28 protein-coding genes are annotated in these 24,819 nt (G+C 58.6%); 22 read left to right on the forward strand and 6 right to left on the reverse strand.

What is annotated here, in order from left to right; all coding sequences use genetic code 11:
* Positions 1–170: 170 nt before the first annotated feature.
* From pstC to sstT, 7 genes are all read left to right on the forward strand, one after another.
* Complete coding sequence (gene pstC / locus DWV57_RS03640) at positions 171–1,082, forward strand: phosphate ABC transporter permease subunit PstC (RefSeq protein WP_120019988.1); 912 nt, start codon at positions 171–173, stop codon at positions 1,080–1,082.
* The gene (gene pstA, locus DWV57_RS03645) at positions 1,075–1,932 is read left to right on the forward strand and encodes a phosphate ABC transporter permease PstA (RefSeq protein ID WP_120019989.1); all 858 of its coding nucleotides are present in this window, start codon (positions 1,075–1,077) and stop codon (positions 1,930–1,932) included. The genes pstC and pstA overlap by 8 nt, the downstream gene beginning before the upstream one ends.
* Before the next feature lie 163 nt (positions 1,933–2,095).
* Positions 2,096–2,863 carry a phosphate ABC transporter ATP-binding protein PstB gene (gene pstB / locus DWV57_RS03650; RefSeq protein WP_005943706.1) on the forward strand — a complete coding sequence of 256 codons (768 nt, stop codon included), beginning with the start codon at positions 2,096–2,098 and terminating at the stop codon, positions 2,861–2,863.
* 14 nt (positions 2,864–2,877) lie between these two features.
* Positions 2,878–3,546: a phosphate signaling complex protein PhoU gene (gene phoU, locus DWV57_RS03655; RefSeq protein WP_118527593.1), complete on the forward strand. Its 669-nt coding sequence runs from the start codon at positions 2,878–2,880 to the stop codon at positions 3,544–3,546.
* 267 nt (positions 3,547–3,813) lie between these two features.
* A complete protein-coding gene (locus DWV57_RS03660; protein ID WP_118527595.1) occupies positions 3,814–4,203 on the forward strand; it encodes a helix-turn-helix transcriptional regulator in 390 nt (129 codons plus the stop codon).
* A 201-nt stretch (positions 4,204–4,404) separates the two neighbouring features.
* On the forward strand, positions 4,405–4,911 hold the full coding sequence (locus DWV57_RS03665; protein WP_118527597.1) for a GNAT family protein: 507 nt from the start codon (positions 4,405–4,407) through the stop codon (positions 4,909–4,911).
* A 278-nt stretch (positions 4,912–5,189) separates the two neighbouring features.
* On the forward strand, positions 5,190–6,437 hold the full coding sequence (sstT, locus tag DWV57_RS03670) for a serine/threonine transporter SstT (RefSeq protein ID WP_347562372.1): 1,248 nt from the start codon (positions 5,190–5,192) through the stop codon (positions 6,435–6,437).
* 46 nt (positions 6,438–6,483) lie between these two features.
* Here the strand turns inward: sstT and DWV57_RS03675 are convergent, their stop codons facing one another.
* Positions 6,484–7,020, reverse strand: coding sequence for an ECF transporter S component (locus tag DWV57_RS03675; RefSeq protein WP_120019991.1), 537 nt, complete (start codon positions 7,018–7,020; stop codon positions 6,484–6,486).
* Positions 7,021–7,065: 45 nt separating this feature from the next.
* A complete protein-coding gene (locus DWV57_RS14330) occupies positions 7,066–7,485 on the reverse strand; it encodes a hypothetical protein (protein WP_133303633.1) in 420 nt (139 codons plus the stop codon).
* A 14-nt stretch (positions 7,486–7,499) separates the two neighbouring features.
* On the opposite strand from DWV57_RS14330, the gene DWV57_RS03680 reads away from it, so the two are divergent.
* From DWV57_RS03680 to DWV57_RS03745, 13 genes are all read left to right on the forward strand, one after another.
* On the forward strand, positions 7,500–8,351 hold the full coding sequence (locus tag DWV57_RS03680) for a transketolase (protein WP_120019992.1): 852 nt from the start codon (positions 7,500–7,502) through the stop codon (positions 8,349–8,351).
* Between the two features lies 1 nt (position 8,352).
* Positions 8,353–9,300, forward strand: a complete 948-nt coding sequence (locus DWV57_RS03685; protein ID WP_120019993.1) for a transketolase family protein — start codon at positions 8,353–8,355, stop codon at positions 9,298–9,300.
* Positions 9,301–9,472: 172 nt separating this feature from the next.
* The gene (trxA, locus tag DWV57_RS03690) at positions 9,473–9,781 is read left to right on the forward strand and encodes a thioredoxin (RefSeq protein ID WP_097776904.1); all 309 of its coding nucleotides are present in this window, start codon (positions 9,473–9,475) and stop codon (positions 9,779–9,781) included.
* A 173-nt stretch (positions 9,782–9,954) separates the two neighbouring features.
* Positions 9,955–11,550 (forward strand): ATP phosphoribosyltransferase, encoded by a 1,596-nt coding sequence (hisG, locus tag DWV57_RS03695; RefSeq protein ID WP_120019994.1) that lies wholly within the window; start codon positions 9,955–9,957, stop codon positions 11,548–11,550.
* Complete coding sequence (gene hisD, locus DWV57_RS03700; RefSeq protein ID WP_118527609.1) at positions 11,547–12,824, forward strand: histidinol dehydrogenase; 1,278 nt, start codon at positions 11,547–11,549, stop codon at positions 12,822–12,824. The genes hisG and hisD overlap by 4 nt, the downstream gene beginning before the upstream one ends.
* 11 nt (positions 12,825–12,835) lie before the next feature.
* The gene (gene hisC / locus DWV57_RS03705; protein ID WP_120019995.1) at positions 12,836–13,897 is read left to right on the forward strand and encodes a histidinol-phosphate transaminase; all 1,062 of its coding nucleotides are present in this window, start codon (positions 12,836–12,838) and stop codon (positions 13,895–13,897) included.
* Positions 13,898–13,900: 3 nt separating this feature from the next.
* The gene (gene hisB, locus DWV57_RS03710; RefSeq protein ID WP_120019996.1) at positions 13,901–14,497 is read left to right on the forward strand and encodes an imidazoleglycerol-phosphate dehydratase HisB; all 597 of its coding nucleotides are present in this window, start codon (positions 13,901–13,903) and stop codon (positions 14,495–14,497) included.
* Positions 14,494–15,102 carry an imidazole glycerol phosphate synthase subunit HisH gene (hisH, locus tag DWV57_RS03715; protein ID WP_120019997.1) on the forward strand — a complete coding sequence of 203 codons (609 nt, stop codon included), beginning with the start codon at positions 14,494–14,496 and terminating at the stop codon, positions 15,100–15,102. Before hisB ends, hisH begins: the two co-directional genes overlap by 4 nt.
* Before the next feature lie 11 nt (positions 15,103–15,113).
* Entirely contained in the window at positions 15,114–15,833 is a 720-nt protein-coding gene (gene hisA, locus DWV57_RS03720; protein WP_097774582.1) for a 1-(5-phosphoribosyl)-5-[(5-phosphoribosylamino)methylideneamino]imidazole-4-carboxamide isomerase, read from the forward strand.
* Positions 15,834–15,849: 16 nt separating this feature from the next.
* Positions 15,850–16,605, forward strand: coding sequence for an imidazole glycerol phosphate synthase subunit HisF (gene hisF, locus DWV57_RS03725; RefSeq protein ID WP_005943642.1), 756 nt, complete (start codon positions 15,850–15,852; stop codon positions 16,603–16,605).
* A 139-nt stretch (positions 16,606–16,744) separates the two neighbouring features.
* Positions 16,745–17,380 (forward strand): bifunctional phosphoribosyl-AMP cyclohydrolase/phosphoribosyl-ATP diphosphatase HisIE, encoded by a 636-nt coding sequence (hisIE, locus tag DWV57_RS03730; protein WP_005943640.1) that lies wholly within the window; start codon positions 16,745–16,747, stop codon positions 17,378–17,380.
* Positions 17,381–17,387: 7 nt separating this feature from the next.
* On the forward strand, positions 17,388–18,212 hold the full coding sequence (locus tag DWV57_RS03735; RefSeq protein WP_044953902.1) for a histidinol-phosphatase HisJ family protein: 825 nt from the start codon (positions 17,388–17,390) through the stop codon (positions 18,210–18,212).
* Between the two features lie 279 nt (positions 18,213–18,491).
* Entirely contained in the window at positions 18,492–19,862 is a 1,371-nt protein-coding gene (locus DWV57_RS03745) for an MATE family efflux transporter (RefSeq protein WP_120019998.1), read from the forward strand.
* Positions 19,863–19,993: 131 nt separating this feature from the next.
* Here the strand turns inward: DWV57_RS03745 and DWV57_RS03750 are convergent, their stop codons facing one another.
* The 4 genes from DWV57_RS03750 to DWV57_RS03765 all read right to left on the reverse strand — a co-directional run bounded on the left by DWV57_RS03750 (position 19,994) and on the right by DWV57_RS03765 (position 23,023).
* On the reverse strand, positions 19,994–20,629 hold the full coding sequence (locus DWV57_RS03750; protein WP_118527625.1) for a phosphoribosyltransferase: 636 nt from the start codon (positions 20,627–20,629) through the stop codon (positions 19,994–19,996).
* A 246-nt stretch (positions 20,630–20,875) separates the two neighbouring features.
* Positions 20,876–21,427, reverse strand: coding sequence for a twin-arginine translocation signal domain-containing protein (locus tag DWV57_RS03755; RefSeq protein ID WP_120019999.1), 552 nt, complete (start codon positions 21,425–21,427; stop codon positions 20,876–20,878).
* Between the two features lie 163 nt (positions 21,428–21,590).
* Positions 21,591–22,205, reverse strand: coding sequence for a twin-arginine translocation signal domain-containing protein (locus DWV57_RS03760; protein WP_005943633.1), 615 nt, complete (start codon positions 22,203–22,205; stop codon positions 21,591–21,593).
* Positions 22,206–22,327: 122 nt separating this feature from the next.
* Positions 22,328–23,023 (reverse strand): helix-turn-helix transcriptional regulator, encoded by a 696-nt coding sequence (locus tag DWV57_RS03765; RefSeq protein WP_005943631.1) that lies wholly within the window; start codon positions 23,021–23,023, stop codon positions 22,328–22,330.
* Positions 23,024–23,362: 339 nt separating this feature from the next.
* Between DWV57_RS03765 and DWV57_RS03770 the strand changes: the two genes are divergently transcribed.
* Both DWV57_RS03770 and DWV57_RS03775 read left to right on the forward strand, forming a co-directional pair.
* A complete protein-coding gene (locus tag DWV57_RS03770) occupies positions 23,363–24,037 on the forward strand; it encodes a histidine phosphatase family protein (RefSeq protein WP_118527631.1) in 675 nt (224 codons plus the stop codon).
* A gap of 89 nt (positions 24,038–24,126) precedes the next feature.
* Positions 24,127–24,732: a Tat pathway signal sequence gene (locus DWV57_RS03775; protein WP_097774587.1), complete on the forward strand. Its 606-nt coding sequence runs from the start codon at positions 24,127–24,129 to the stop codon at positions 24,730–24,732.
* Positions 24,733–24,819 lie beyond the last annotated feature (87 nt).

The following is a 24,819-nucleotide window of genomic DNA, read 5'->3' on the forward strand; positions in this document are numbered from 1 at the left end:
TTTGAGGAAAGACTTCCCCCGTTCCGGGGGAAGATGTCGCGCAGCGACAAAAAGGGGAATGTGGCACGGCGTAAGCCGTGACGGAGAGGGCGAGGCCGTTCACAAAATACCCTGCCGCGTCGGGCTGCCGTTTCTGCGGGCCGACGCGGCTTTTATAAAGGATTTCAGCTATGAACAAAAAATCCTATCTGAGCCGGGTGCGGCTGCCCCGCACCCCCGCCGAATGGCTGGAAGCGGTGATGAACTTCATCTTCTTCCTGTGCGGTATGCTGGCTGTGGGCTGCGTGGTGCTCATCTCGGTGTACATGGTGGTCTCCGGCGTGCCGGCCATCCACAAGATCGGCCTGTTCCAATTCCTGTTCGGCACAAAGTGGGCCTCCACGGCGGCCCAGCCGCTGTTCGGCATCCTGCCCTTTATCCTTTCCAGCATCTACGGCACGCTGGGCGCTGCCATCATCGGTGTGCCCATCGGCCTGCTGACGGCGGTGTTCCTCTCCAAGGCCGCCGACCCCAAGCTGCGCACCGTGGTGGTCACCGCCATCGAGCTGCTGTCCGGCATCCCCAGCGTGGTGTTCGGCCTGCTGGGCATGCAGGTGCTGGTGCCCGCCGTGGCAAAGACCTTCGGTAAGGCTTCCGGTGCCTGCCTGCTGAGCGCAATCGTGGTGCTTTCCATCATGATTTTGCCCAGCATTGTGTCCGTGTCGGTCACGGCACTGAACGCCGTGCCGCCGGAGTATGAGCAGGGCAGTCTGGCACTGGGTGCCACCGACACCGAAACATGGTTCAAGATCAGCATTCCGGCAGCCAAAAGCGGCATTGCCGCAGGCGTTGTGCTGGGCATCGGCCGTGCCATCGGCGAGGCCATGGCGGTGATGATGGTGGCAGGCAACAGCCCCAACATGCCGGACAGTCCCTTCCGCAGCGTCACCTTCCTGACCACTGCCATCGCCAAGGAGATGAGCTATGCCGGCGGTCTGCAGCGGCAGGCGCTGTTCAGCATTGCGCTGGTGCTGTTCGTCTTTATCATGGTCATCAATGTTGTGCTGAACGTTGTGCTGAAGGGAGGAAGCCTGGATGAATAAGGGCCTTTCGCCTTCCCGTCAGATGTGGAACCGGGTGATGACCGCACTGGTCTGGGCCAGCGCCGTTCTGGTGATGGTTCTGGTGGCCGGTATCATCGGCATGGTGCTGGTGCGGGGCATCCCCCACATCAGCTGGAAGTTCCTTTCTACCACTGCCAGTGTGCTGAAAAAGACCGACGGCATCCTGCCTGCCATCCTCAACACACTGTATGTCATTGCGCTGACATTACTGATCGTACTGCCTCTGGGCGTGGGCGCGGCGGTCTACCTGACCGAGTATGCCTCCAACCGGCGGCTCATCGAGGTCATCGAGTTCACCAACGAAACGCTGGCGGGCATCCCCAGCATCATCTACGGTCTGGTGGGCATGCTGGTGTTCAGTCAGGCACTGGGCTTCCAGACCTGTCTGCTGTCCGGTTCACTCACGCTGGTGGTTATGAACCTGCCCACCATCATCCGAACCACGCAGGAATCCCTCAAGACGGTGCCGCAGGGCTACCGGGAGGGTGCCATGGGCTTGGGTGCAGGCAAGTGGCACATCATCCGCACCATCGTGCTGCCCTGCAGCATCGACGGCATCGTGACCGGCTGCATTCTGGCTGTGGGCCGCATCGTGGGCGAAAGTGCCGCCCTGCTCTTCACCGCCGGTGCCGCAGAGGTCATTGCCAAGAGCGTGGCCAAAGCCTACACCTCCAACGGTGCCACCCTGTCGGTGCTGCTGTACCTGCGTGCCTTTGAGGACGGCGATTTCGCTTCCGCATGGGGCATCGGTGCGGTGCTGCTGGTGCTGGTGCTGGCCATCAACCTTGCGGCGCGGCTGGCAAAGACCGGGCTGAAACAGAAACAGTAAAAGAGAAGAAACCCTCTCAGTCATTGCTGCGCAATGCCAGCTCCCCCGAGGGGGGAGCTCTTGCGGAGTGAGCCGAAAGTGGAAAAAGCTCCCCCTTCGGGGGAGCTGGCACGCCATCAGGCGTGACTGAGAGGGTTGTTCCAATTCAACAATGAGGTACTCTATGGAAAACACGAATGTGCCGGTGATATCGGCAAAAGACCTGAACCTCTGGTACGGCGACTTCAAGGCGCTGAAAGGCATCTCGCTGGACGTGGGCGAGCGGGAGATCACCGCTCTCATCGGCCCTTCCGGCTGCGGCAAATCCACCTTTTTAAAGACCCTCAACCGCATGAACGACCTTGTGCCGAATGTGCGCATCGAGGGCGATGTGCGGCTCAAGGGCGAGGATATCTTTGCCCGGGAAATGCAGCTTACCGACCTGCGCCGCCGGGTGGGCATGGTGTTCCAGAAGGCCAATCCCTTCCCCATGAGCATTTACGACAATATCACCTACGGCCCCAAGCTGCACGGCGTGCGCAATAAGGCTGAGCTGGACGAGCTGGTGGAAAGCAGCCTGCGGGGCGCGGCCCTGTGGGACGAGGTGAAGGACCGCTTGAAAAAGAGCGCGCTGGGCCTTTCCGGCGGACAGCAGCAGCGTCTGTGCATCGCACGCGCACTGGCGGTGAAGCCCGAAGTGCTGCTGATGGATGAGCCCACCAGCGCATTGGACCCCGGCTCCACCATGAAGGTGGAGGAGCTGATGAGTGAGCTGAAGAAGAACTACACGGTGGTCATCGTTACCCACAACATGCAGCAGGCGGCCCGCATCAGCGACCGCACCGCCTTCTTCCTGCTGGGCGAGCTGGTGGAAGTGGGCCCCACGGCGCAGATCTTCAGCGCACCGCAGGATAAACGCACCGAGGACTACATTTCCGGTCGGTTCGGTTAAAGGAGGAAACAGCTATGAGTATCCGTAAACAGTACGACACCGATCTGGAATCGCTGAAAAATTCGCTGACCGAAATGGGCCGCAACTCTGCCGATGCCGTGGAGAACGCTCTGGAAGCGCTCTGCGTTGCTGATGCCGATGCAGCTGCGGCCATCGTGAAGGGGGATGCCCGCATCAACAATATGGAGCGGGATATCGAGCACCGCTGCATGACGTTGCTGCTGCGTCAGCAGCCGGTGGCAGGCGATCTGCGCCGCATCTCCACTGCCATGAAGGTGGTCACGGATATTGAGCGCATCGGCGACCATGCCGCCGACATCGCCGAGATCATCCCCCACCTTGTTACCGTCCGCAAAGAGGGCGACCCGGCGGTAAGTCAGGCCATTGTCATGGGCAAAAAGGCCCACCAGATGATCCTGGATGCCCTCGATGCCCTGACGGCAGAGGACGAAAATGCCGCCCGCAGGGTGATTGCCGCAGACGACGAGGTGGATTACGACTTCAATGCCATCAAGCATCAGCTGGCGCAGGAGATCGCCGAAGATCCCGGCAAGGTGGATGCAGCGCTGGACCTGCTGATGGTCATTAAGTATCTGGAGCGCATCGGCGACCACGCCGTGAATGTGGCCGAGTGGGTGCAGTTCGTGCGCACCGGCCGCTATAAGGACGAGAGCATGTTCTGAGCATTTCCCTTCCTCATTTTTGAGGGTTCGTGTTTTCTTTATTTCTCCTGAAAAAGGCCGTTTCTGCCCGGTGCGGAAGCGGTCTTTTTCTGTAAGACGAAACTCGTGGACGAAAAATAATAAAAGTTTTTTAGCTTTCTGCAATATTCCGGCAGGCCGGTTCGTATCAGAAGTGTAAGGGCCGGCAAAGGGCCTGCGATCTCTGTGCGGCGGGTGTCCGGCTTCCCCCAGTCCCCGCCCGCCGCACCTTTATGGAGGAAGATCAAAATGACACAGATGAAGCATTTTCCGCTGGAAGCACGCAGCGAGACGGTCAGCCGCGAAGCACTGGTGCAGGCGGCACTCAAAGAGATCACCCAGAATTACCGCGAAGCAAGCCTTTCCAACGTGGCACGGGAGTACGGCGTTTCGCTGGCATATGTCAGCGAGTGCGTGCGTGCCCAGACCGGACGCACCTATAAGGAATTGCTGCAAAAGCACCGTATGGAGACCGCTGCCCGCCTGCTGCGCCGCAGCGACATGAACATCCAGCAGATCATTTCTCTGGTGGGCTACGAGAACACCAGCTATTTCTACCGCCTGTTCCACGAGCGGTATGGTCTCAGCCCGCGGGAATACCGGCTGGTGCGCACCGGCCATGGCCGCGCCAGCGCATAAGGTACTTGCTCTAAAAGCAGGGACTGCTGCACATCGTTTTAGCCGAAAGTGCAGCAGCCCCTGCTTTTTGCCGTTTTGGAGCAGTTTAAGGTACTTTGGTGCGGGAACTGGATTTTTATGGTAATTTGTAGTACAATAAGAACAATTCTCAAAGTGCTGTGCCGAACCGAGCGCAGCACAGAAAAGACGAGGTGGAATGGAATGTTTCGTGGAGCAGTGAGAGGTGATCTTGCGCAGATCCTGAAGATCTATGCCCATGCCCGTGCCGCAATGAAGGAATCCGGCAACCCGACCCAATGGGGGGATGATTTCCCGCCGCAGGAACTGCTGGAGGAGGATATCGACTCGAACCGGTTGTTCCTCTATGTGGTCAACGGACAGATCGAGGCCGTATTTGCATTTATTCTGGGGGCAGACCCCACCTATGCCGCCATTGAGGACGGCCAGTGGCTGGACGATACCCTGCCCTATGGCACGGTGCACCGTCTGGCATCGGCCGGAAAGCACAAGGGCGTGGCATCGGCAGTGCTGGACTGGAGCATGGAGCACTGCCAGAGCCTGCGTGCCGACACCCACGCCGACAACAAGATCATGCAGCATCTGCTGGAAAAGAACGGCTTTACCCGCTGCGGCATCATCCATGTGGCAGACGGCTCGCCCCGCTTTGCCTACCAGAAGCTTGCCCCCACCCAGCCGCTGGAAGCATAAAAATACAAAAACCTCTGGAGCTGTTGCACTGGATTTTATCCTTGCGCAACAGCCCCTTTTATTTTTCCTGAAAAGCAAACCTGTCCTTGCTACAAATACAGATTGACAGAAAAACCCCATGGGCACCGACCTGAATGCAAATTTGTGAACGAAAAATGTCTGAAAATGCTTTCATTTCTCTGCCGTATGTGCTATAATAACACCCGTCCTTGTGTAAGAGACAGGAAGCTGTGCGCCATTGGCGTACAATAGGAAAGAGGAGTGTCTATATGAAAACGTTGAATAAGGCAGTTGCCCGCTACAACGGCATCAGCCTGATCGTTCGCATTCTGATCGGTCTGATCATCGGTGCGGTGCTGGCTCTGGTGGCCCCCGGTGCAGGCTGGGTGGGTGAACTGGGCAGCCTGTTCGTTGGCGCACTGAAGGGCATCGCCCCGGTGCTGGTGTTCGTGATTGTGGCAAGTGCTCTGGCACAGGGTTCTTCCAAGCTGGACCGCCGCTTCGGCACGGTCATCTGGCTGTACATGCTCACCACCTTTCTGGCTGCTGCCATCGCAGTGGTGACTAGCTTTATGTTCCCGGTCACGGTCGTGCTGGCAGACGCTGCCCAGTCGGACGTGGTGCCGCAGGGTCTGGGCGAAGTGATGGGCACTCTGCTCACCAACTTTGTGGCAAACCCCGTCAGTGCCATCATGAGCGGCAACTACATCGGCATCCTGTTCTGGGCCTGCATGTTCGGCGTGGCCATGAAGAAGATCGGCTCTGACACCACCAAGACCTTTATGGCAAACACCGCCGATGCGGTCTCCCAGATCGTGCGCTGGATTATCAATCTGGCACCCTTCGGCATCATGGGTCTGGTCTACACCAATGTTTCCGGCAACGGCCTTGCCATCTTTACCCAGTACGGCAAGCTGCTGGCCCTGCTGGTGGGCACCATGCTGTTCATGGCCCTCATCGTCTCCCCCCTCATCATGTTCCTCTATCTGGGCTGCAACCCCTATCCGCTGGTGTTCCGCTGCCTGCGTGAGTCCGGCCTGACCGCCTTCTTCACCCGCAGCTCCGCCGCCAACATCCCCGTGAACATGGCCCTGTGCGAAAAGCTGGGTCTGGACAAGGATATGTACTCCGTCTCCATCCCGCTGGGTGCTACCATCAACATGGACGGTGCCGCCATCACCATCACCATCATGACGCTGGCTGCTGCTAACACCTTGGGCATTCAGGTGTCTCTGCCTGCAGCCATCGTGCTGAGCGCCATGAGCGCTCTGGGGGCCTGCGGTGCTTCCGGCGTGGCCGGCGGTTCCCTGCTGCTGATCCCCATGGCCTGCTCCCTGTTCGGCATCTCCAACGATGTCGCCATGCAGATGGTGGGCGTCGGCTTCATCATCGGCGTGGTGCAGGACTCTGTTGAGACTGCCCTGAACTCTGCCGGTGACGTGGAGTTCGCTGCTACGGCAGAGTACCATCAGTGGCGCAAGCAGGGCAAGCCCCTGCCGGAGTTCCTGAGCGGCAAGAAGAATTAAAAGAGCAAAAAAATGGCTGGCATCCTGCGATGCCAGCCATTTTTTGTCAGTCGATGACCTTTGCCTTCTGCAAAGCCACCAAAATCAGCGGGATGAGCACCAACTGAGCCACGATGCCCGGCACGGCGGTGAGCAGCGCACCGGACAAAAACGCGCTGAACGGGAAGCTGGAACCGGTCAGGCCGGCCAGCACAAAGCGTACCGCACCCCAGACCAAACGGCCTGCCACCATGGCGGTGACAAGAGAAGCGTACATCATGGGCACGGTGTGCTTCACCTTGTGCCAGAGCACGCCGGACACAAGGCCGTAAGCGGCCAGCTCAAAGGCCATGGCAATGGCGATGGGGAACATCGGCGGCATGCCGAACAGCACCGACCGCACCAGCGGAGCAATGAAGCCCACGGAAAGGCCCCATGGACCGCCCAGCACAAAGCCGCACAGCAGAATGGGAAAATGCATCGGGCACAGCATGTTGCCCACCTGCGGCACATGGCCGGTGATCATGGGCAGCACAAAGGCCAGTGCAAGGAACAGTGCAGCCAGCACGAGGCTGCGGGTGGTGGAATGGGGGTTCGTTTTCATAAAAAGCTTCCTCCTTTGGCCAGACAAAAAAGGGGTCTGCCCGGCTTACAAGCCAACGGCAGACCCCTTCGTGGTGTCTATAGCAGCAAAAATAAGATGGCAGAACGCAAAGGCCCCCTGTGGGTTTTGCTCTGCACCGCTGCGTAAGCGCAGCGGTGGATAAAATGCTCCATCAGGATGGAGAACACGGGCTTCTGTCCGCACACCCGGCTTCGTGCCGGAATCTGTGAAAAATATAGCAGATGCCTCTGGCTTTGTCAAGATACGGCAAAAAGCCTGCAATTTGACCAAAAAGCGGCAAATTTCCATGAATATTTCCCCGTGTGTGTACATTTTGCATGAAGAAGCTTGACCTTTTTGCATAGAATAGCTAATATAAACTTGAAAAAGAGCGCGCTGCGGGCAGCAGGACTGCACCGGCGCTGACGAAAGGCTTTTTTGAACATGTGCAAATCTGAGGTTCATACGGGAGGACCATCATGACAAATGCAGAAAAACTTACTCTGGCCAAGCACGCCTGCCACATCCGCATGGGCGTGATCGAGGGCACGCACAGCGCAAAGTGCGGCCATCCGGGCGGCAGTCTGGATATCGCCGAGCTGCTGAGCTACCTCTATTTCGTGGAAATGAACATCGACCCGAAGGATCCCAAGATGGCCGACCGCGACCGTCTGGTGCTGTCCAAGGGCCATGCTGCACCGGCACTGTATGCAGCGCTGGCAGAGCGCGGCTATTTCCCGGTGGAAGACCTCAAGACCCTGCGTAAGATCGGCAGCTATCTGCAGGGCCACCCCAACATGAACGAGACCCCGGGCGTGGATATGTCCACCGGCAGTCTGGGTCAGGGCGTGTCTGCCGCCTGCGGCATGGCACTGGGTGCCAAGCACGCTGGTAAGCCCATCAACGTCTACACCATCCTGGGCGACGGCGAGGTGGAAGAGGGCGAGTGCTGGGAAGCCTTCATGTTTGCCGCACACTACGGCCTTTCCAACCTGTGCGTTGTGCTGGACCGCAACCACCTGCAGATCGACGGCACCACCGAGACCGTGATGAACAGCGCCCCGCTGGAAGAGAAGCTGAAGGCCTTCAACTTCAATGTTGTCACCATCGACGGCCACGACTACGACCAGATCGAAGCCGCCATGCAGGCGTTCCATGCAGAGACTGTAAAGCCCACCTGCATCATCATGGACACCACAAAGGGCAAGGGCGTTTCTTATATGACCAACTCTGTGGACTGGCACGGCAAGGGCCCCAACGATGACGAGTACAAGATCGCAATTGAGGAACTGAACGCCGCATACGCCGCGCTGGAGCAGGAGGAAAACTAAGATGGCAGATGTGAAAAAGATCGCTACCCGTGAAAGCTACGGCAACACCCTGAAGGAGCTGGCCGCAGAGGGCCACGAGGATCTGGTGGTGCTGGACGCAGACCTTGCCGCTGCCACCAAGACCGGCATGTTCCGCAAGGCTTACCCGGATCGTCATTTTGACTGCGGCATTGCCGAGGAAAACATGATGGGCGTGGCTGCGGGCCTGTCCACCATGGGCTACGTACCCTTTGTTTCCAGCTTTGCCATGTTCGCCGCCGGCCGCGCCTTCGAGCAGGTGCGCAACTCCATTGGCTATCCCCACCTGAACGTGAAGATCGGTGCCACCCACGGCGGCATCTCGGTGGGCGAGGACGGCGCTTCCCATCAGTGCTGCGAGGACTTTGCCCTCATGCGCAGCATCCCCGGCATGACCGTGATCTGCCCCGCCGACGATGTGGAGGCCCGCGCCGCTGTGCGTGCTGCCTACGCAATGGAAGGCCCCGTCTACCTGCGCTTTGGCCGTTTGGCTGTGCCTGTGTTCCACGATGCCGAGAACTATCACTTCGAGATCGGCAAGGGTGAGCAGATCACTGAGGGCGGCGACATTGCCATCATCGCCACCGGCCTGATGGTCAACGAAGCCCGCATTGCCGCGGAACAGCTGGCTGCCGAGGGCATCCATGCCCGGGTCATCAACATCCACACCATCAAGCCTCTGGACGAGGAGATCGTCCTCAAGGCTGCAAAGGAATGCGGCAAGGTCATCACCGCCGAGGAGCACAACGTCATCGGCGGTCTGGGCGAGGCCGTCTGCGCCGTGCTGAGCGAAAAGCTGCCCACCCCTGTGCGCCGTGTGGGCGTGCAGGACAAGTTTGGCTGCTCCGGCCCTGCATGGGACCTGTTGCGTGAGTACGGTCTGGATGCCGCTACCATCTGCAAGACTGCCCACGAAATGCTGGGCAAATAAAGCTGCCGGAATCTCACAAAAGCTGAAGGGGCTGCTGCACGTTTGTTCAAAACGATGTGCAGCAGCCCCTTTTTGCGCCCCAATGTGACCCGGTTACGGAAAAGCCCTGGCGTTTTGGGTATACTGATGCCATAAGAACAACCACGAACGAACCCTTTCAGGAGGTAGAAATATGGCAGTTGTTACGATCACGAAAGAAAATTTTGAGCAGGAGGTGCTGCAGAGCGCAAAGCCTGTGCTGCTGGACTTCTGGGCCAGCTGGTGCGGCCCCTGCCGCATGCTCAGCCCCGTTGTGGACGAGGTAGCTGAGGAGCGCACCGATGTGAAGGTGGGCAAGGTGAATGTGGACGAGCAGCCGGAGCTGGCCGGGGAGTTCGGCGTCATGAGCATCCCCACTCTGCTGGTGTTTGAGCAGGGCAAGCTGGTGCGTCAGGCCGTGGGTGCCCGCCCGAAGGCCAGTGTGCTGGAGCTGCTTGGGTAAATATGCGTGCTGAAAAGGAGCTGTTGCGCCATGCGACGGCTCCTTTTTTCTTTTCCCTGTACAAACGCACAGAAAAATCGTATCATTGAGTTGGAAACACCGTCACTTTCCTACTTTACAACTTTACCGAGATAAAGTAAAATAAACTCAAGTAAGAAATGGGGGAACCGACAATGGAATTCAGCATTGCAAACCTGCAGCCCAAGGAGCGCGCCTCCTTTGCGCTGCGAGCCTTGTACGAAGCGGCGGGCTGCCGCAAGTATCATATGGGCCGGTTTGAGGAGTACGGCCTGTATCAGGAGAACCGCAGTTTTTTGTCGTCCGAACAGGTCATTACCTTTACCGATCTGGACGGCCGTCTGCTGGCCCTCAAGCCGGACGTGACCCTCTCCATTGCCAAGACGGCGCAGCCCGCCCCCGGCGAGACCCTGCGCTACTACTATCACGAGAACGTCTACCGCCCTTCCGCCGAGAGCCACACCTTTAAAGAGATCAGCCAGATGGGCCTTGAGATGCTGGGCGCGGTGGGCGAAGCACAGGTGCAGCAGGCGGTGTGTCTGGCGGCGCGGTCGCTGGATGCGCTGGGGGCCGAGTGGGTGCTGGAAGTGAGCCACATGGGCTACCTGTTCGGCCTGTTCGACGCGCTGGGCGTGCCGGATGCCGCCCGCGCAAAGCTGCTGGAAAAGCTGCGGGAGAAAAACGCCCACGAGCTGCGGGCTGCAGCCGGAGCCGCCGGTCTTGCCGATGCCGCCGATACCCTGTGCAGCGTGCTGAACCTCTGCGGCAGCTATGCCGATACCCTTGCAAAGGTTGCTGCCCTGTGCCGCAACGACGCCATGCGCGCGGCGGTGGCCGAGCTGGAAGCGCTGGCTGTGCCGCTGGAAAAGGCGGGCGGCGTGATCCGGCTGGACATGACGCTGGCCGGTGAGATGGAATACTACAACGGCCTTGTGTTTCAGGGCTACCTGAAAGCCCTGCCCCGCCCCCTGCTCAAGGGCGGCCGCTACGACCTGCTGATGCAGAAGTTCACCCCCGGTGCCGGTGCCATCGGCTTTGCGGTCTATCTGGACGAGCTGGACCGCCTGAGCGCCCCGCTGCCGCCGGTGCAGAAGAACAGCACCGACAGGGTGATGCTGAACGTGGCTCTGCCCAAGGGCCGTCTGGGCGATAAGGTGTATCACCTGCTGGCGGGCATCGGCTACGGCTGCCCGGAGGACTACAACGCCACCCGCAAGCTGGTGGTGGAAAACCCGGAGGCCGGCATCCGCTACTTCCTCGTCAAGCCCAGCGACGTTGCCATCTATGTGGAGCACGGTGCCGCCGATGTGGGCATCGTGGGCAAGGACATCCTCACAGAGGCTTCTGCCGATGTGTATGAGCTGCTGGACACCGGCCTTGGCAAATGCCGCATGTGCGTTGCCGCCCCGGCCGATTACCAAGACGACCCCAGCCGCCCGGTGCGGGTGGCCACCAAATTCGTCAACATTGCAAAGAGCTACTACGCATCCATGGGGCGGGACATCGATATCATCAAGCTGAACGGCTCCATTGAGCTGGCCCCCATTCTGGGCCTTTCGGACGTCATCGTGGATATCGTGGAGACCGGCACCACCCTGCGGGAGAACGGCCTGAAGGTGGTCACCGAGTTCATGCCCATCTCGGCCCGGTTCATTGCCAACAAGGCCAGCTACCAGTTCAAGCACGCCGAAATGGACACCATGCTGGAAAAGCTGCGGGCGGAACTGCAGAACAAGGAGGAAGCAAAATGATCAAGCTGTATAACTTTGACGAGCTGAAGCCCGAAGAGATTCTGAACCGCGACATCCGCGCGGAAAAGAACGTGGAGGATGTGGTGGACGGCATCATTGCCGATGTGCGCGCCCGGGGCGACGATGCCCTGAAGGATTATGCGCTGAAATTTGACGGCGCGAAGATCGATGCCCTGCAGGTGACGCAGGAGGAAATCGACGAAGCCTTTGCGGGCATGGACCCCTACTTCCTCGAAACGCTGCGCGAAGCCGCTGCCAACATCGAGAGCTTCCACCGCCAGCAGGTGCACAAGAATTTTGTGGTGAACGACAAGCCCGGCATCGTGCTTGGCCAGAAATATACCCCCATTGAAAAGGCCGGTGTCTATGTGCCCGGCGGCACGGCGGCCTATCCCTCCACCGTGCTCATGGACGTGATCCCGGCAAAGGTGGCAGGCGTATCCGAGATCGTCATGACCACCCCCGCCGGAAAGGACGGCAGGGTGAACCCGGTCATCCTTGCCGCCGCTGCCACCGCAGGCGTGACCAGGATCTTCAAGACCGGCGGCGCACAGGCTGTGGCGGCTCTCGCCTACGGCACCCAGAGCATCCCTGCGGTGGATAAGATCGTTGGCCCCGGCAACATCTACGTTGCCACCGCCAAGCGCAAGGTGTTCGGCAAGGTGGGCATCGATATGATCGCAGGCCCCAGCGAAATTCTGGTGCTGGCCGACGGCGGCTGTAACCCCGCATGGGTGGCGGCGGACCTGCTGAGTCAGGCCGAGCACGACAAACTGGCAAGCCCGGTCCTCGTCACCGACAGCCCGGAGCTGGCCAAGGCCGTGCAGGCGGAGCTGGAGGTGCAGATCCCTCAGCTGCCCCGTGCCGCCATCGCCCGCGCCAGCGTGGACGACAACGGCAAGATCATCCTCTGCACCGACCTGCACAAGGCCATTGAAGCCTGCAACATCATTGCACCGGAACATCTGGAAGTGTGCGTGGAGGACCCCTTCGGCGTGCTGAACGAGATCAAAAACGCAGGCAGCATTTTCCTTGGCCGCAACGTGCCGGAAGCGCTGGGCGATTACTTTGCAGGCCCCAACCACACTCTGCCCACCAGCGGCACCGCCCGCTTCTCAAGCCCCTTGGGCGTAGACGACTTTGTAAAAAAGTCCAGCTTCCTCTACTACACCCGGGAAGCGCTGGGCGAAGTAGCCCCCCGCATCGCCGATTTTGCCGAGCGCGAGGGCCTGCACGCCCACGCCCGCAGCGTGACCATCCGGTATGAAAAGTGAGGATTTGAACCATGAGTAAATTCCTTTCTCCCACGCTGGCCGCTGTCACCCCCTACACCCCGGGTGAGCAGCCGCAGGATCAGCAGTACATCAAACTGAACACCAACGAAAGCCCCTATCTGCCCTCCCCGGCGGTGATCGCTGCCGTGAGCGAGCACGAGGTGGAAAAGCTGCGCCTTTACTCCGACCCCGCCTGTGCCGACCTGCTCAAGGCGGCCGCAGCCCACTTCGGTTTGCAGCCGGAGCAGATCATGCCCGGCAACGGCAGCGACGAGAACCTCTTCTTTGCGCTGCGTGCCTTCTGCGACGCAGACCACCCGCTGGCCTATGCCGACATCACCTACGGCTGCTACGGCGTGTGGTGCGGACTGATGCACATTCCCAGCCACATCATCCCGCTGAAAGAGGATTTCACCCTTGACCCGAAGGACTACTACGGCCTGAACCAGACCATCGTTCTTGCAAACCCCAACGCCCCCACCGGTATTGCACTGCCCCGGGCGGAAATTGAGGGCATCTTAAAGGCAAACCCGAACAATGTGGTCATCGTGGACGAGGCCTATGTGGACTTTGGCGGCGAGAGCTGCGTGCCCCTCATCGACCAGTACGAGAACCTGCTGGTGGTGCAGACTTTTTCCAAGTCCCGGCAGCTGGCCGGTGCGCGTCTGGGTCTTGCCATGGGCAATGCAAAGCTCATTGCCGACCTGAACCGGGTCAAGTTCAGCCTGAACCCCTACAACATCAACCGCCTGACCCTGAAGGCCGGGCAGGCTGCGCTGGAAGATACCGCTTATTTTGACAGGACCCGCGCCGCCATCGTGGACACCCGCGCATGGACAAAACAACAGCTGGAACAGCGCGGATTTGCCGTGCTGGACAGCCGCTCCAACTTCCTGTTTGCAAGTACCAACAGGAAAGACGGCGGAACACTCTACAAAGAGTTGAAGAAAAATGGCATTCTGGTGCGCCATTTTGACGCGCCCCGCATCCAGAACTGGCTGCGCATCACCATTGGCACGCCGGAACAGATGCAGACGCTTATGGAAACGCTGGATAAGATCATGGAGGAATGAACCATGCCGAACCGAATGATCTCGCTGGAACGCAACACCAATGAGACCCAGATCGACCTTACCCTTGATCTGGACGGCACCGGCCGCTACGAGGTGGACACCGGGTGCGGCTTTCTGAACCACATGCTGGAGCTGTTCGCCCGCCATGGCCGTTTTGACTTAGTGCTCACCTGCCACGGCGATGTGCAGGTGGACTACCACCACACCACCGAGGATGTGGGCATTGCACTGGGTCAGGCCTTTGCACGGGCGCTGGGCGATATGCGCGGTATCCAGCGCTACGGCAGCTTTTATCTGCCCATGGATGAAGCGCTGATCCTGTGCGCCGTCGATCTTTCGGGCCGCTGCACTCTGAATTGGGACGTCCATTGCAGCACCGAAAAGGTGGGCGATTTTGACGTGGAGTGTGCTAAGGAATTCTGGCTGGGCTTTGCCCGCAGCGTGCCCGCCACGATCCACTTTGTACAATTTGCGGGAGAAAATACACACCACATCCTCGAGGCCTGCTTCAAGGGCGCAGGCCATGCACTGGGCGCGGCCGTGAAGATTGACGAAGCCCACAAGGACGAAATTCCTTCCACGAAAGGACTGCTGGTATGATCGCAATTATCGATTATGGCGTGGGCAACCTGTTCAGCCTGAAGTCCAGCCTGAAACAGCTGGGACTGGAAGCCGTTGTGACTGCGGATGCGGACACCATCCGCAAAGCCGACCGGCTCATCCTGCCGGGCGTGGGCGCTTTTGCCGATGCCATGGCAAAGCTGGAGGCAACGGGTCTTGTGCCGGTCATCAAAGAAGAAGCCGAAAAGAAGCCGCTGCTGGGCATCTGCCTTGGCATGCAGCTGCTGTTTGAAAAGAGCTACGAGTACGGTGAGCACGAAGGCCTCGGCTTTGTGAAGGGCGAGGTCTGCCCGCTGGAGCCAGACCTTGCGGACAAAACGCTCAAGGTGCCGCAGATCGGCTGGAACGCCTTGCACATTGTAAAGGACGACCCGCTGTTCAAGTACATCCGTGAGGGAGAATACGTCTATTACGTCCACAGCTACTACGGCAAGAACTGTACGGAGAGTACACTGGCTGTGAGCGACTATTCCATTCCCGTCACCGGCGCGGTGCGGGCAGGCAGGGTGTACGGCACCCAGTTCCATCCGGAAAAGAGCGGCGATACCGGACTACGAATTTTGAAGGCATTTGCGGAATTGTAAGGAGAAAAATTATGCAGCTTTTTCCAGCCATTGACCTGCGGGGCGGCAAGGTGGTGCGCCTGACGCAGGGCGACTACAGCCGCATGACCGTCTACGGCGAGGACCCCTGTGCACAGGCGCGGGAGTTCCTTGCAGCGGGGGCCAAAAATCTGCACGTCGTCGATCTGGACGGCGCAAAGGACGGCACCCTTTCCAACTACGATACCATTGCCGCGCTGGCAAAACAGGGCGGCTTATACATTGAGGTGGGCGGCGGCATCCGTACCGAGGAGCGCATTGAAACATATCTTTCCCTCGGCGTGGGCCGCTGCATCCTTGGCAGCGTGGCGGTGACGGATTTTGCCTTTACCGCCCGGATGCTGAAAAAATACGGCGATAAAATTGCCGTGGGTGTGGACGCAAAGGACGGCTATGTGGCCATCCATGGCTGGAAGGAAGTGAGCGCCGAGCCGGGCGTGGACTTCTGCAAGCGGCTGGCAGATGCCGGATGCACCGCCATCATCTACACGGACATTGCCTGCGACGGTGCCATGAGGGGCACCAATCTGGGCCTGTACCGCACGCTTGCCAAAGAGGTGCCCGGCGTGGCCTTTACGGCCAGCGGCGGCATCTCGTCCGAAGCAGAGCTTCTGGAACTGAAAAAAATGGGCACTGCCGCTGCCATTTTAGGCAAGAGCCTGTACACCGGCGCACTGGACCTTGCGCGCTGCGTGCAGCTGGTACAGGAGTGAACGGAGGGGAAACGACATGATCACCAAACGCATTATTCCCTGCCTTGATGTGCGCAATGGCCGCGTGGTCAAGGGCACGAACTTTGAAGGCATCCGGGATGTGGCCGACCCGGTGGAAATGGCCCGCATGTACAACGCTGCCGGTGCCGACGAGCTGGTGTTCTACGATATCACCGCCAGCTTCGAGGGGCGGGCACTGTTCACGGATATCCTGACCCGCGTCGCCAGCGAAATTTTTATCCCGCTCACGGTGGGCGGCGGCATCAATACGCTGGAAGACTTCGACCGGGTGCTCAAGTGCGGTGCGGATAAGGTCAGCGTCAACTCGGGCGCACTCAAAAACCCTGACCTCATCCCGGCGGCAGCACAGCGCTACGGCAATCAGTGCGTGGTGCTCTCTGCCGATGTGAAGCGGGTGGACGGCCAGTTCCGGGTGTTCGCCAAGGGCGGGCGCGAGGACACCGGCCGGGATGCACTGGACTGGATCAGCTGGTGCGTGGACCACGGCGCGGGCGAGATCTGCCTGAACAGCATCGATACCGACGGCGTGCGCAGCGGCTTCGACCTTGAGATGCTGGATGCAGTTGCGGCGCGGGTGAATGTACCCATCATTGCCAGCGGCGGCGCAGGCAAAAAGGAAGACTTTCTGGAGCTGTTCCACCACAAGGGCATCGACGCAGGCCTTGCGGCGGGCATCTTCCACCAGAAGCTGCTGACCATCCGCGACCTGAAAGAATACCTCAACGCAAACGGCGTGGAGATGCGGCTGTAACGCCGGGGTGTTTCTCCCCGGCGCGGGGAAAAGCCGTAACGCGAAACTGGATTTCCGCAAAAACAACCCGCAAACTCTTGCGTTTGCGCACCGAATACGCTAAACTAGTAATATCCCCATCCGGGGAGGGAGAACCGTTATGAATCTGAAATTTGATGAAAAGGGCCTGATCCCTGCCATCGTGCAGGACCACTACACCAAAGAGGTGCTCACCCTCGCATACATGAACGCCGAGACGCTGGCGCTCACCATTGCCGAGGGCCGCACTGTGTTCTGGAGCCGCAGCCGTCAGGAGATCTGGCGTAAGGGCGAGACCAGCGGCAATGTGCAGCGGGTGGTGTCCATCACCGCCGACTGCGATGCCGATGCACTGGTGGTGGAAGTGGTCAAATCCGGCCCCGCCTGCCACACCGGCGCCGAGAGCTGCTTTTTCAACGAAGTATACGTCTCGCCGGAGCTGAAGCAGTTCAGCTGGCAGGGCCTGTACCAGCTCATCAAGGGCCGCAAGGATAGCCCCAAGGAGGGCAGCTACACCACCTACCTGTTCGAGAAGGGCAAGGAGAAGATCCTGAAAAAGGTGGGTGAAGAGTGCACCGAGGTCATCATTGCGGGCGAAAAAGAGGATAAGGAAGAGACCGTTTACGAGATCAGCGATCTTGCCTACCATGTTCTGGTGCTGATGGTCAGCGCCGGCATCACGGTGGAAGATGTGACCCGTGAACTGGAAAAACGTCACGTCATTGACCACAAGGTCAAACAGGAAAGGATGCAGTGAATTAACGATGGCAGATTATAAGAAGTCCAGTGTCCATTGCCACTCCACCATGTGCGATGGCAAAAATACCTTGCAGGATATGGCAAGTGCTGCATGTGCGCAGGGCTTGACCACGCTGGGCTTCACCGGCCATAGCTACACCCAGCGCGACCGCGAATACTGCATGAGCCCCAGCCGCACCGCCCAGTACAAGGCCACCATTGCAAAGCTCAAGACTGAGTACAAGGGCAAGGTGGATATCCTGTGCGGCATCGAGTGGGATATCCTGAGCGAGGATAAGCGCACCGGCTACGATTACTGGATCGGCAGCGCACACCACCTGTACGGCAAGAACACCGGCAAGTATTACGAGATCGATTTCCGCCCGCAGGACCTGTGGGACTGCATCAACGATGATTTTGACGCAGACCCCCTTGCCGCTGTGGAAGCCTACTTTGCCGAGGTGGAAAAGGTTGCTGCCCTCAAGCCGGATATTCTGGCCCACATCGACCTCATCAAGAAGCTGAATGCCAACGGTGAGTTCTTCGACGAAGAGTCGCCCCGCTACAAGGCCGCTGCCCTCAAGGCACTGCAGGCCGCAAAGGCAAACGACTGCCTGCTGGAAGTGAACACCGGCAGCGTGTACCGCGGCTACCGCAAGGACTTCTACCCCGGCCCGTGGCTGCTGGGCGAGTGGCAGAAGATGGGCGGCAAGGTCATCATCACTTCTGATTCTCATGATATCAACAGCCTGACCTACGGCTTTGACGAAGCTGCCGCCGCCATCAAGGCTGCAGGCTTTACCAGCGTGCAGGTGCTTACCGGCAGCGGCTTCGAGACGCAGGAACTGTAAGAGCGCTATTTTATTGCCAGCATCCTCGCCCTCTCAGTCATCGCTGACGCGATGCCAGCTCCCCCAAAGTGGGAGCCTTTGGCAGTCCACGCAAAGTGCATCGTTATGCCAAGGCCTCTCCCTTTGGGAGAGGTGGCACCGAAGGTGACGGAGAGGGCGAGCCAGCAAAAGATAAATCATCTGCAATGCCTTTTCCTGTTTTTTATAAATCGGGAGGGGATTGCAGATGTTTTGTTTTGTGTACAGATATCTTAAAAGTTATAATTTTGGAGGATCCCTATGACCCACGCGCAGCCCCAAAAGAAAAGCTTCTTCAACATGAACGTAGACCTGATGCACGGGCCTATTTTAAAAAGCCTGCTGCTGTTCATGCTGCCCATTCTGGTTTCCAACCTGTTCCAGCAGCTCTACAACACGGTGGATACCATGATCGTGGGCAATGTGCTGGGCGATACAGCCCTTGCCGCCATTGGCTCCTGCGGCTCGATCTACGAGCTTTTAGTCGGCTTTGGCATCGGTATCGGCAATGGCCTTGCCATCGTTGCAGCGCGCTCCTACGGCGCGCAGGACGAAGACCTGCTCAAGCGCACGGTGGTGGGGTCGGTCGTCATTGGCCTGATCGCCTCGCTGGTCATTACAACGGCAGGCTTTTTCGGCCTGCATGCCCTGCTGCAGCTGCTGGATACCCCGGCAGAAATTCTGGAAGATGCCTACAGCTACATCATCGTGATCGACCTTGGCGTTGTGGTCATGTTTATGTATAACCTGTGCGCAGGCCTGCTGCGCGCCATTGGCAACAGCGTAATGCCGCTGGTGTTCCTGCTCATCAGCTCGGTGCTGAACGTGGGGCTGGACCTGTGGTTCATTGCCGGGGTTGGCATGGGCGTGCGGGGCGCAGCGGTGGCAACGGTCATTGCACAGGGCATCTCGGTGGGGCTGTGCGTTCTGTACGTGCTGGCAAGGGTGTGCATCCTCATCCCGGAGAAAAAGCATTTCGCCGTGGGCAGTCATCTCTACTGGGAGCTGTTCAGCCAGAGCATCTCCATGGGCCTGATGAGCAGCATCGTGTCTGCGGGTTCGGTGGTGCTGCAGTACGGCATCAACGGGCTTGGCACCCTGACCATTGCGGGGCACACCGCTGCCCGCAAGCTGTTTGCCTTTACGGATATGCCGCTCATCTCCATGGCGAACGCCGGTTCCACCTTCGTTTCCCAGAACCGCGGCGCAAACCAGCCCGACCGTGTGCGCAGGGGAATGCGGCAGATGTATCTGTACTCGGTGGTGGTGATGGTCGCCGCCGTGGTGCTGATGAGCTTTGGCGCGGAATGGATGGTGCAGCTCATCTCCGGCTCTTCGGAACCCATCGTGCTGGAAAACGGTGCGCGGTACCTGCTGTGGAACGCACCGTTCTATGCCGTTCTGGGGGTGCTGCTGTGCACCCGCTACGCGCTGCAGAGCCTTGGCCAAAAGGTGCTGCCGCTGTTCTCCAGCGTGATCGAGCTGGTGGGCAAGGTGATCTTTGTGCTGGTGTTCATCCCGAAATTCCAGTACAATGCGGTCATCCTGTGCGAGCCCATCATCTGGTTCTTCATGACGGCATATCTGGTGGCGGTGTACCTGCACGAGCCCTTTGTGTTCCCGAAAAAATAACCCTCTCAGTTATCGCTGTGCGATGCCAGCTCTCCCGAAAGGGAGAACTTTTTGCATTTTACGAGAAGCACAAAGAAAGCTCCCCCTTTCGGGGGAGCTGGATGCGAACAAAGTGAGCAGACTGAAAGGGGTTACAGCGCCGAATAGCCAAAGCTGTTCACCAGCGCATCGATGTGCTGGCCGGCCTTGCACAGGGGGCAGTCGCGGCTGTCAAAGCTGGCGTAGTCCGGCAGGCTGGCGGGGTCAAAGATGGAGGTGACTTCATAGCCCATGCACTCATGGGTGGTGGCAAAAATAGCGGAAAGGCCTGCCACGGTGCCGCCGTAGTAGTTCACGGCCTCCACAGCGGCCTGCACGGTGTAGCCGGTGGTGATGGAAGCGGCCAGAATGAGCACATGCTTGCCCTTGACCATGGGGGCCAGATTGTCGCGCAGGATGATCTGGCTGCCGGTGGTGTACTCCGGGGTGATCACATAAATGGTCTGGTGGGCGTTCATGTTGGCAAAGCCGTCCTTGGTCAGCTCGTTGGCAAGGCAGGTGCCGATCACCTGCGTGCCGTCCAGACAGAGCACGGTGTCCACAATGGTGCTGTGCTGGTAAGCGGCCACCAGCTCCTTTGCCACGGCCTTGGCCTCGGAAAGGCGGGACTTCTGGGTGGTGACATCGATGTAATAGTTGATATGGCTGTGGCTGGTAGCAAAGTGGCCCTTTGCTACGCGCAGGAACAGGTTACTTTTTTTGGTGGGAAGCTTTACCATATTGATCATCGAAACAGCACTCCTTTTCAGGTTTTCCGGGTTGCCCCTCAAATACAAAAAGCACCGCATCGCTGCGATGCTCCTGCACATTTTTATAACCCTATTGTACCGGAAAAGAAACCTGTGCACAAGGCATAAATCCACTAAAAAACTTTGTACATTTTACATGATATCGCCCAAAACTTGGATACAAATGGCCCGCATACGCAAAAAGACCCGCACCCTGCGGGTGCGGGCCTTAGACATAATATAAAATCAAGCGGTAGGGATACTATCCTTGATGGCATCGGTGATATCCCAAGTGCCGTAGATATCATTGTAGGAATCATTGGGTTCACCAGTAGCGGCATGCTTGGGAGTATACAGCACAGCTACTTTGGTAGCGCCGGAGAGATCCAGATTGAGAGTCAGAGTGGCCTCGGTGACGCTGTCCTTGCTAGCTTTGGGGTTAGCGGTATCGCCCAGACTGGGCTTAGGAGAGGTATTATAATAATAGTGCTTCGTGCCCTCAGCAGTCGTAACATCGACCTGGAAATGGCTGTCAGTAATCTCCAGCAGTTCGATCTTGGTGACGATCTTGAAGTTGCAGGTCAGGGTCTTGGTATTAGGATCATAACGCGGTTCTTTGCCAGCACTGTTCAGCACAGTGGCTTCACAGATGCCGTCGCCCGGCTTCAGGGTGTCACCGGCCTTGCCGACAGGACGGTTCGGGTTGGAGCAGCCGGTCAGCATGCCGGAACCTGCAATGGCAACAGCGGTAAGAGCGGTATATTTCATAAAGTCACGGCGGGAGAATGTATAGGACATGTTCGTTCCTCCTTTAAAAAGCAGATCAGTACGGCATTGCGGCATTACCTATAAGATAGGCGAAACCGGGCCGGATGTCAATGCCTTTTGGCAAAATAAAATGATGAAATTTTGAGCTGTGACGTTGTTTTGCGACGAAATTTCGTCCTGTGCGGGCCGCGTATCAGGCGCGGGTCACGTCTGCAGCGGTCATGACGAAGGTCATGGTCTTATCCGCTGCAAAGGTGGGCATGTAAGTAACGCTCAGCTGCTGCCAGCCCTTGGGGACCATCAGCATCAGCTGCAGATAGCCGGTACCCTGCGGGGGCAGATTGGTGGAATCCGAGAAGGTCTGAGAGTTGGAGTTGTACAGCGAGATGTTGGCACCGCACTCCACGCTCTGGCCGTCGCAGGAAGCAGAGAAATCGGTAGAAGCTGCTGCCAGTGCGTGGAAGTTTGCATCCACGTTCTCCTGCGGGGGCACGGGATAAGCAGCATTGATCTCGGCCAGATTCTGTGCGCCGATGTTGAAGGTCTGGTTCTTGGTGCGGTTGACCACGGTGACCAGAACAGCAATGTATTCGTAACCGGCCTGTGCAGGTGCGGTATCAATGTTGAACAGGCTGGTCAGCTGAACGCCAAGGCCGTTCCAGTTGCTGACCTTATCACCGACCTTGACATCCACGATGGTGGCGCTGCCATTCTGCTGGCAGCCGCCCAGCAGGCTTGCTGCGCCCAGAGCAGCAACGGATGCGCCGGTGCACTTGAGGAAGGTACGGCGGGAAATGGAGTTGGACATAAAATAAATCCTCCTTTTGATAGGAAAAACCGTATTCCAGAATGTTCTATTCTGTTTATACCCTTTCTGCCCGAAAGATGCAAGGGTTTTGGGGCTGAATTTACAGCTTTTTCACAGGAATATCACCCTTCGTGGGTAAGGCCCTTCACATGTGTTTCGCTGGTTTTGACCAGATTTAACAGGCTGGGCGTATAAAGCGGGAACTCGCGGGTCAGGCTTTCCGTGGTCATGGTCAGGCAGGCCGGGTCCTTTACGCCCTCGCCGCCGTTCACATCCTGTCCGTCCAGCAGGGCTTCCACGTTGGCTTCGGACATGCGCATCACGGCATCGGAGCAGCCGCGCCAGCGGATGGGATCGATGCTGAACATACTGGCGGCGTTGTGGGGCTCGGCCGAGTACAGCAGGCGGAACATTTTGGCTACGGCCATCATCAGGTAGGCGCTTACCTCGGTGGTAAGGGCCTTGCTGTGGCACTGGCCGATCTTGGCGTACAGCACGTTCAGGCCGTTGGAGATCAGCTTTTTGTTCATGGTGGGCAGCACGCTGCCGTGGTAGATGTTGTCCTTCATCTTGTCCGGGTTCGGAAGGTCTTCTGCCGAGAGCATCATGCCGTTGCGCTCTGCACTGCGGCCCAGAAGATAATCGCAGGAAACATTATAGTAGTCTGCCACGCGCACCACAAAGTCCAGGCCGCATTCGCGGATGCCTTTTTCGTAGTGGGACAGCAGCGCCTGCGAGACGCCAAGATCCTCGGCGGCCTGCTTCTGGGTGATGCCGCGTTCCTTGCGCAGCAGCTTGATGATACGGTTGAATTCCATGATTTTTGGCTCCTCAAAGTTCGATGTAGGGGGACATCCTTGTTTTTGGTTTACAGCAGGTTGATTATACACAACGGAAAACCTTTTGTAAAGCAAGAAAAGTGACGATATTTTTCGTTGATTTTCGTCATTTCTGTCAAAAGACTTGCTCTGGACACCATATCTATGCTAAACTATAGGTATTAACGCATACATTTTGTGGCGTGCGCGGGGCCGCGGCTGCCGCCAAAGAGCAAAAAATCTGGCAGACGACACGTTTTTCTGCCAGATTTTTTCTCCGCAGCGGGTTTTGCCGCCCGTTCCCGTGCCGCCGCACAGCGATAAAGAGAGGCACTATCCATGAAAACGTTCAAGCTTCATCTCATCCGCCACGGCATGACTGCAGGCAACCTGCAGGGCCTGTACATCGGCAGCGGCACCGACATCCCTCTGTGCGACGAGGGCCGCGCGCAGCTCAATGAGCTGAAAGAGCGGTTCGAGTATCCGCAGGTGGATACCGTGTTCTCCTCCCCGCTGCTGCGCGCGGTGGAAACAGCCAACATCCTGTTCCCGGATGCAAAGCACACCTTTACCGTGCACGACCTGCGGGAGGCCGGCTTTGGCAAGTTTGAGAACAAGCCGGTCAAGGAGCTGGTGCACGACGAGGACTTTAAAAAGTGGATCACCCCCGGCTCCGGCTATGTGCCCGAAGGCGCAGAGCCTACCGACCAGTTCCACGCCCGCTGCGCCGAAAGCCTGATGAAGCTGTTTGAGTATATGATCCGCATGGATGTGACCGAAGCAGCCTGTGTGACCCATGGCGGCGTGATCATGAGCATGCTCAGCCAGCGCGCGGTGCCCACCCGCCGCCCGGAGCAGTGGATGGCAGACCCCGGCTGCGGCTACACGGTGCAGACCGATGTGCAGCTGTGGATGCGGGACCGTCTGGTGGAAGCCATCGACATCGTGCCCTTTGGCTATGCCGATACCCTGCGCGGTCAGGCCGAAGCCGAGGAAAACGAGGCCTTTGAGTAAGGATTCGGTTACAGTTTCGGCCCATCCCTTGACAGAAGCGGCGCAATCCTTTATTGTATAAGGGAACGATCATTTTAGGAGGAAGTTCCATGTCCCAGTCCATTTCCCGCCGGTCATTCCTGAAATGTGCCGGCTCCGGTGCGGTCAGCCTTGCGGCAGCGCTGCTCACCGGCGTACCTGCAGCGGCACAGCAGCCGCGTCTTGCAGGCGAACCTGCCCTGCTGGACGGCAAAGCTGCCGTGGAGCTGCTGGGCTATGCCCCTGCGCAGGAAATGGGCAATGTGCTGGTGTACCTCTCGGTGGAAAACCTCTCCGCATCCACCCTGCCGGTGGGCGCAAGCTATCTGCAGAGCCGTGAGGTGTGCACGCTTGGCGACCTGTACAGTATGGGCACCGGCGTTACCGCTGTGTGCGATGGCAAGCCGGTGCGCTGCGGCAGCTTTGCTGCGCCGCTCTACGGCGAGAACGCAGCGGATGCTTCGGTGTTCACCCTGAACCTGACGGCAGGCCGCGGCGCGCTGCTGCACTGCTTCTGCGCAGTGCCGGACAACTGGCAGACGCTGGAGCTGACCTATCACCCGGATTTCGCGGCGGGCCGCAGCGTGACCTTTACGGTCAACCGCAGCACTGACCACGCCGTGCTGGGCGTGGTGCCCACCTCTCCTGCCGAGGTCGGCAGCGTGGTGGATCTGTAAAAATAACCTTAAAAACCGAAGTATCCTCGCCCTCTCCGTCATTGCTATGCAATGCCACCTCTCCCATAGGGAGAGGCCTTGGCAAAA

The sequence above is a fragment of the Faecalibacterium sp. AF10-46 genome, assembly GCF_003604105.1.
Taxonomy (GTDB): domain Bacteria; phylum Bacillota; class Clostridia; order Oscillospirales; family Ruminococcaceae; genus Faecalibacterium; species Faecalibacterium taiwanense.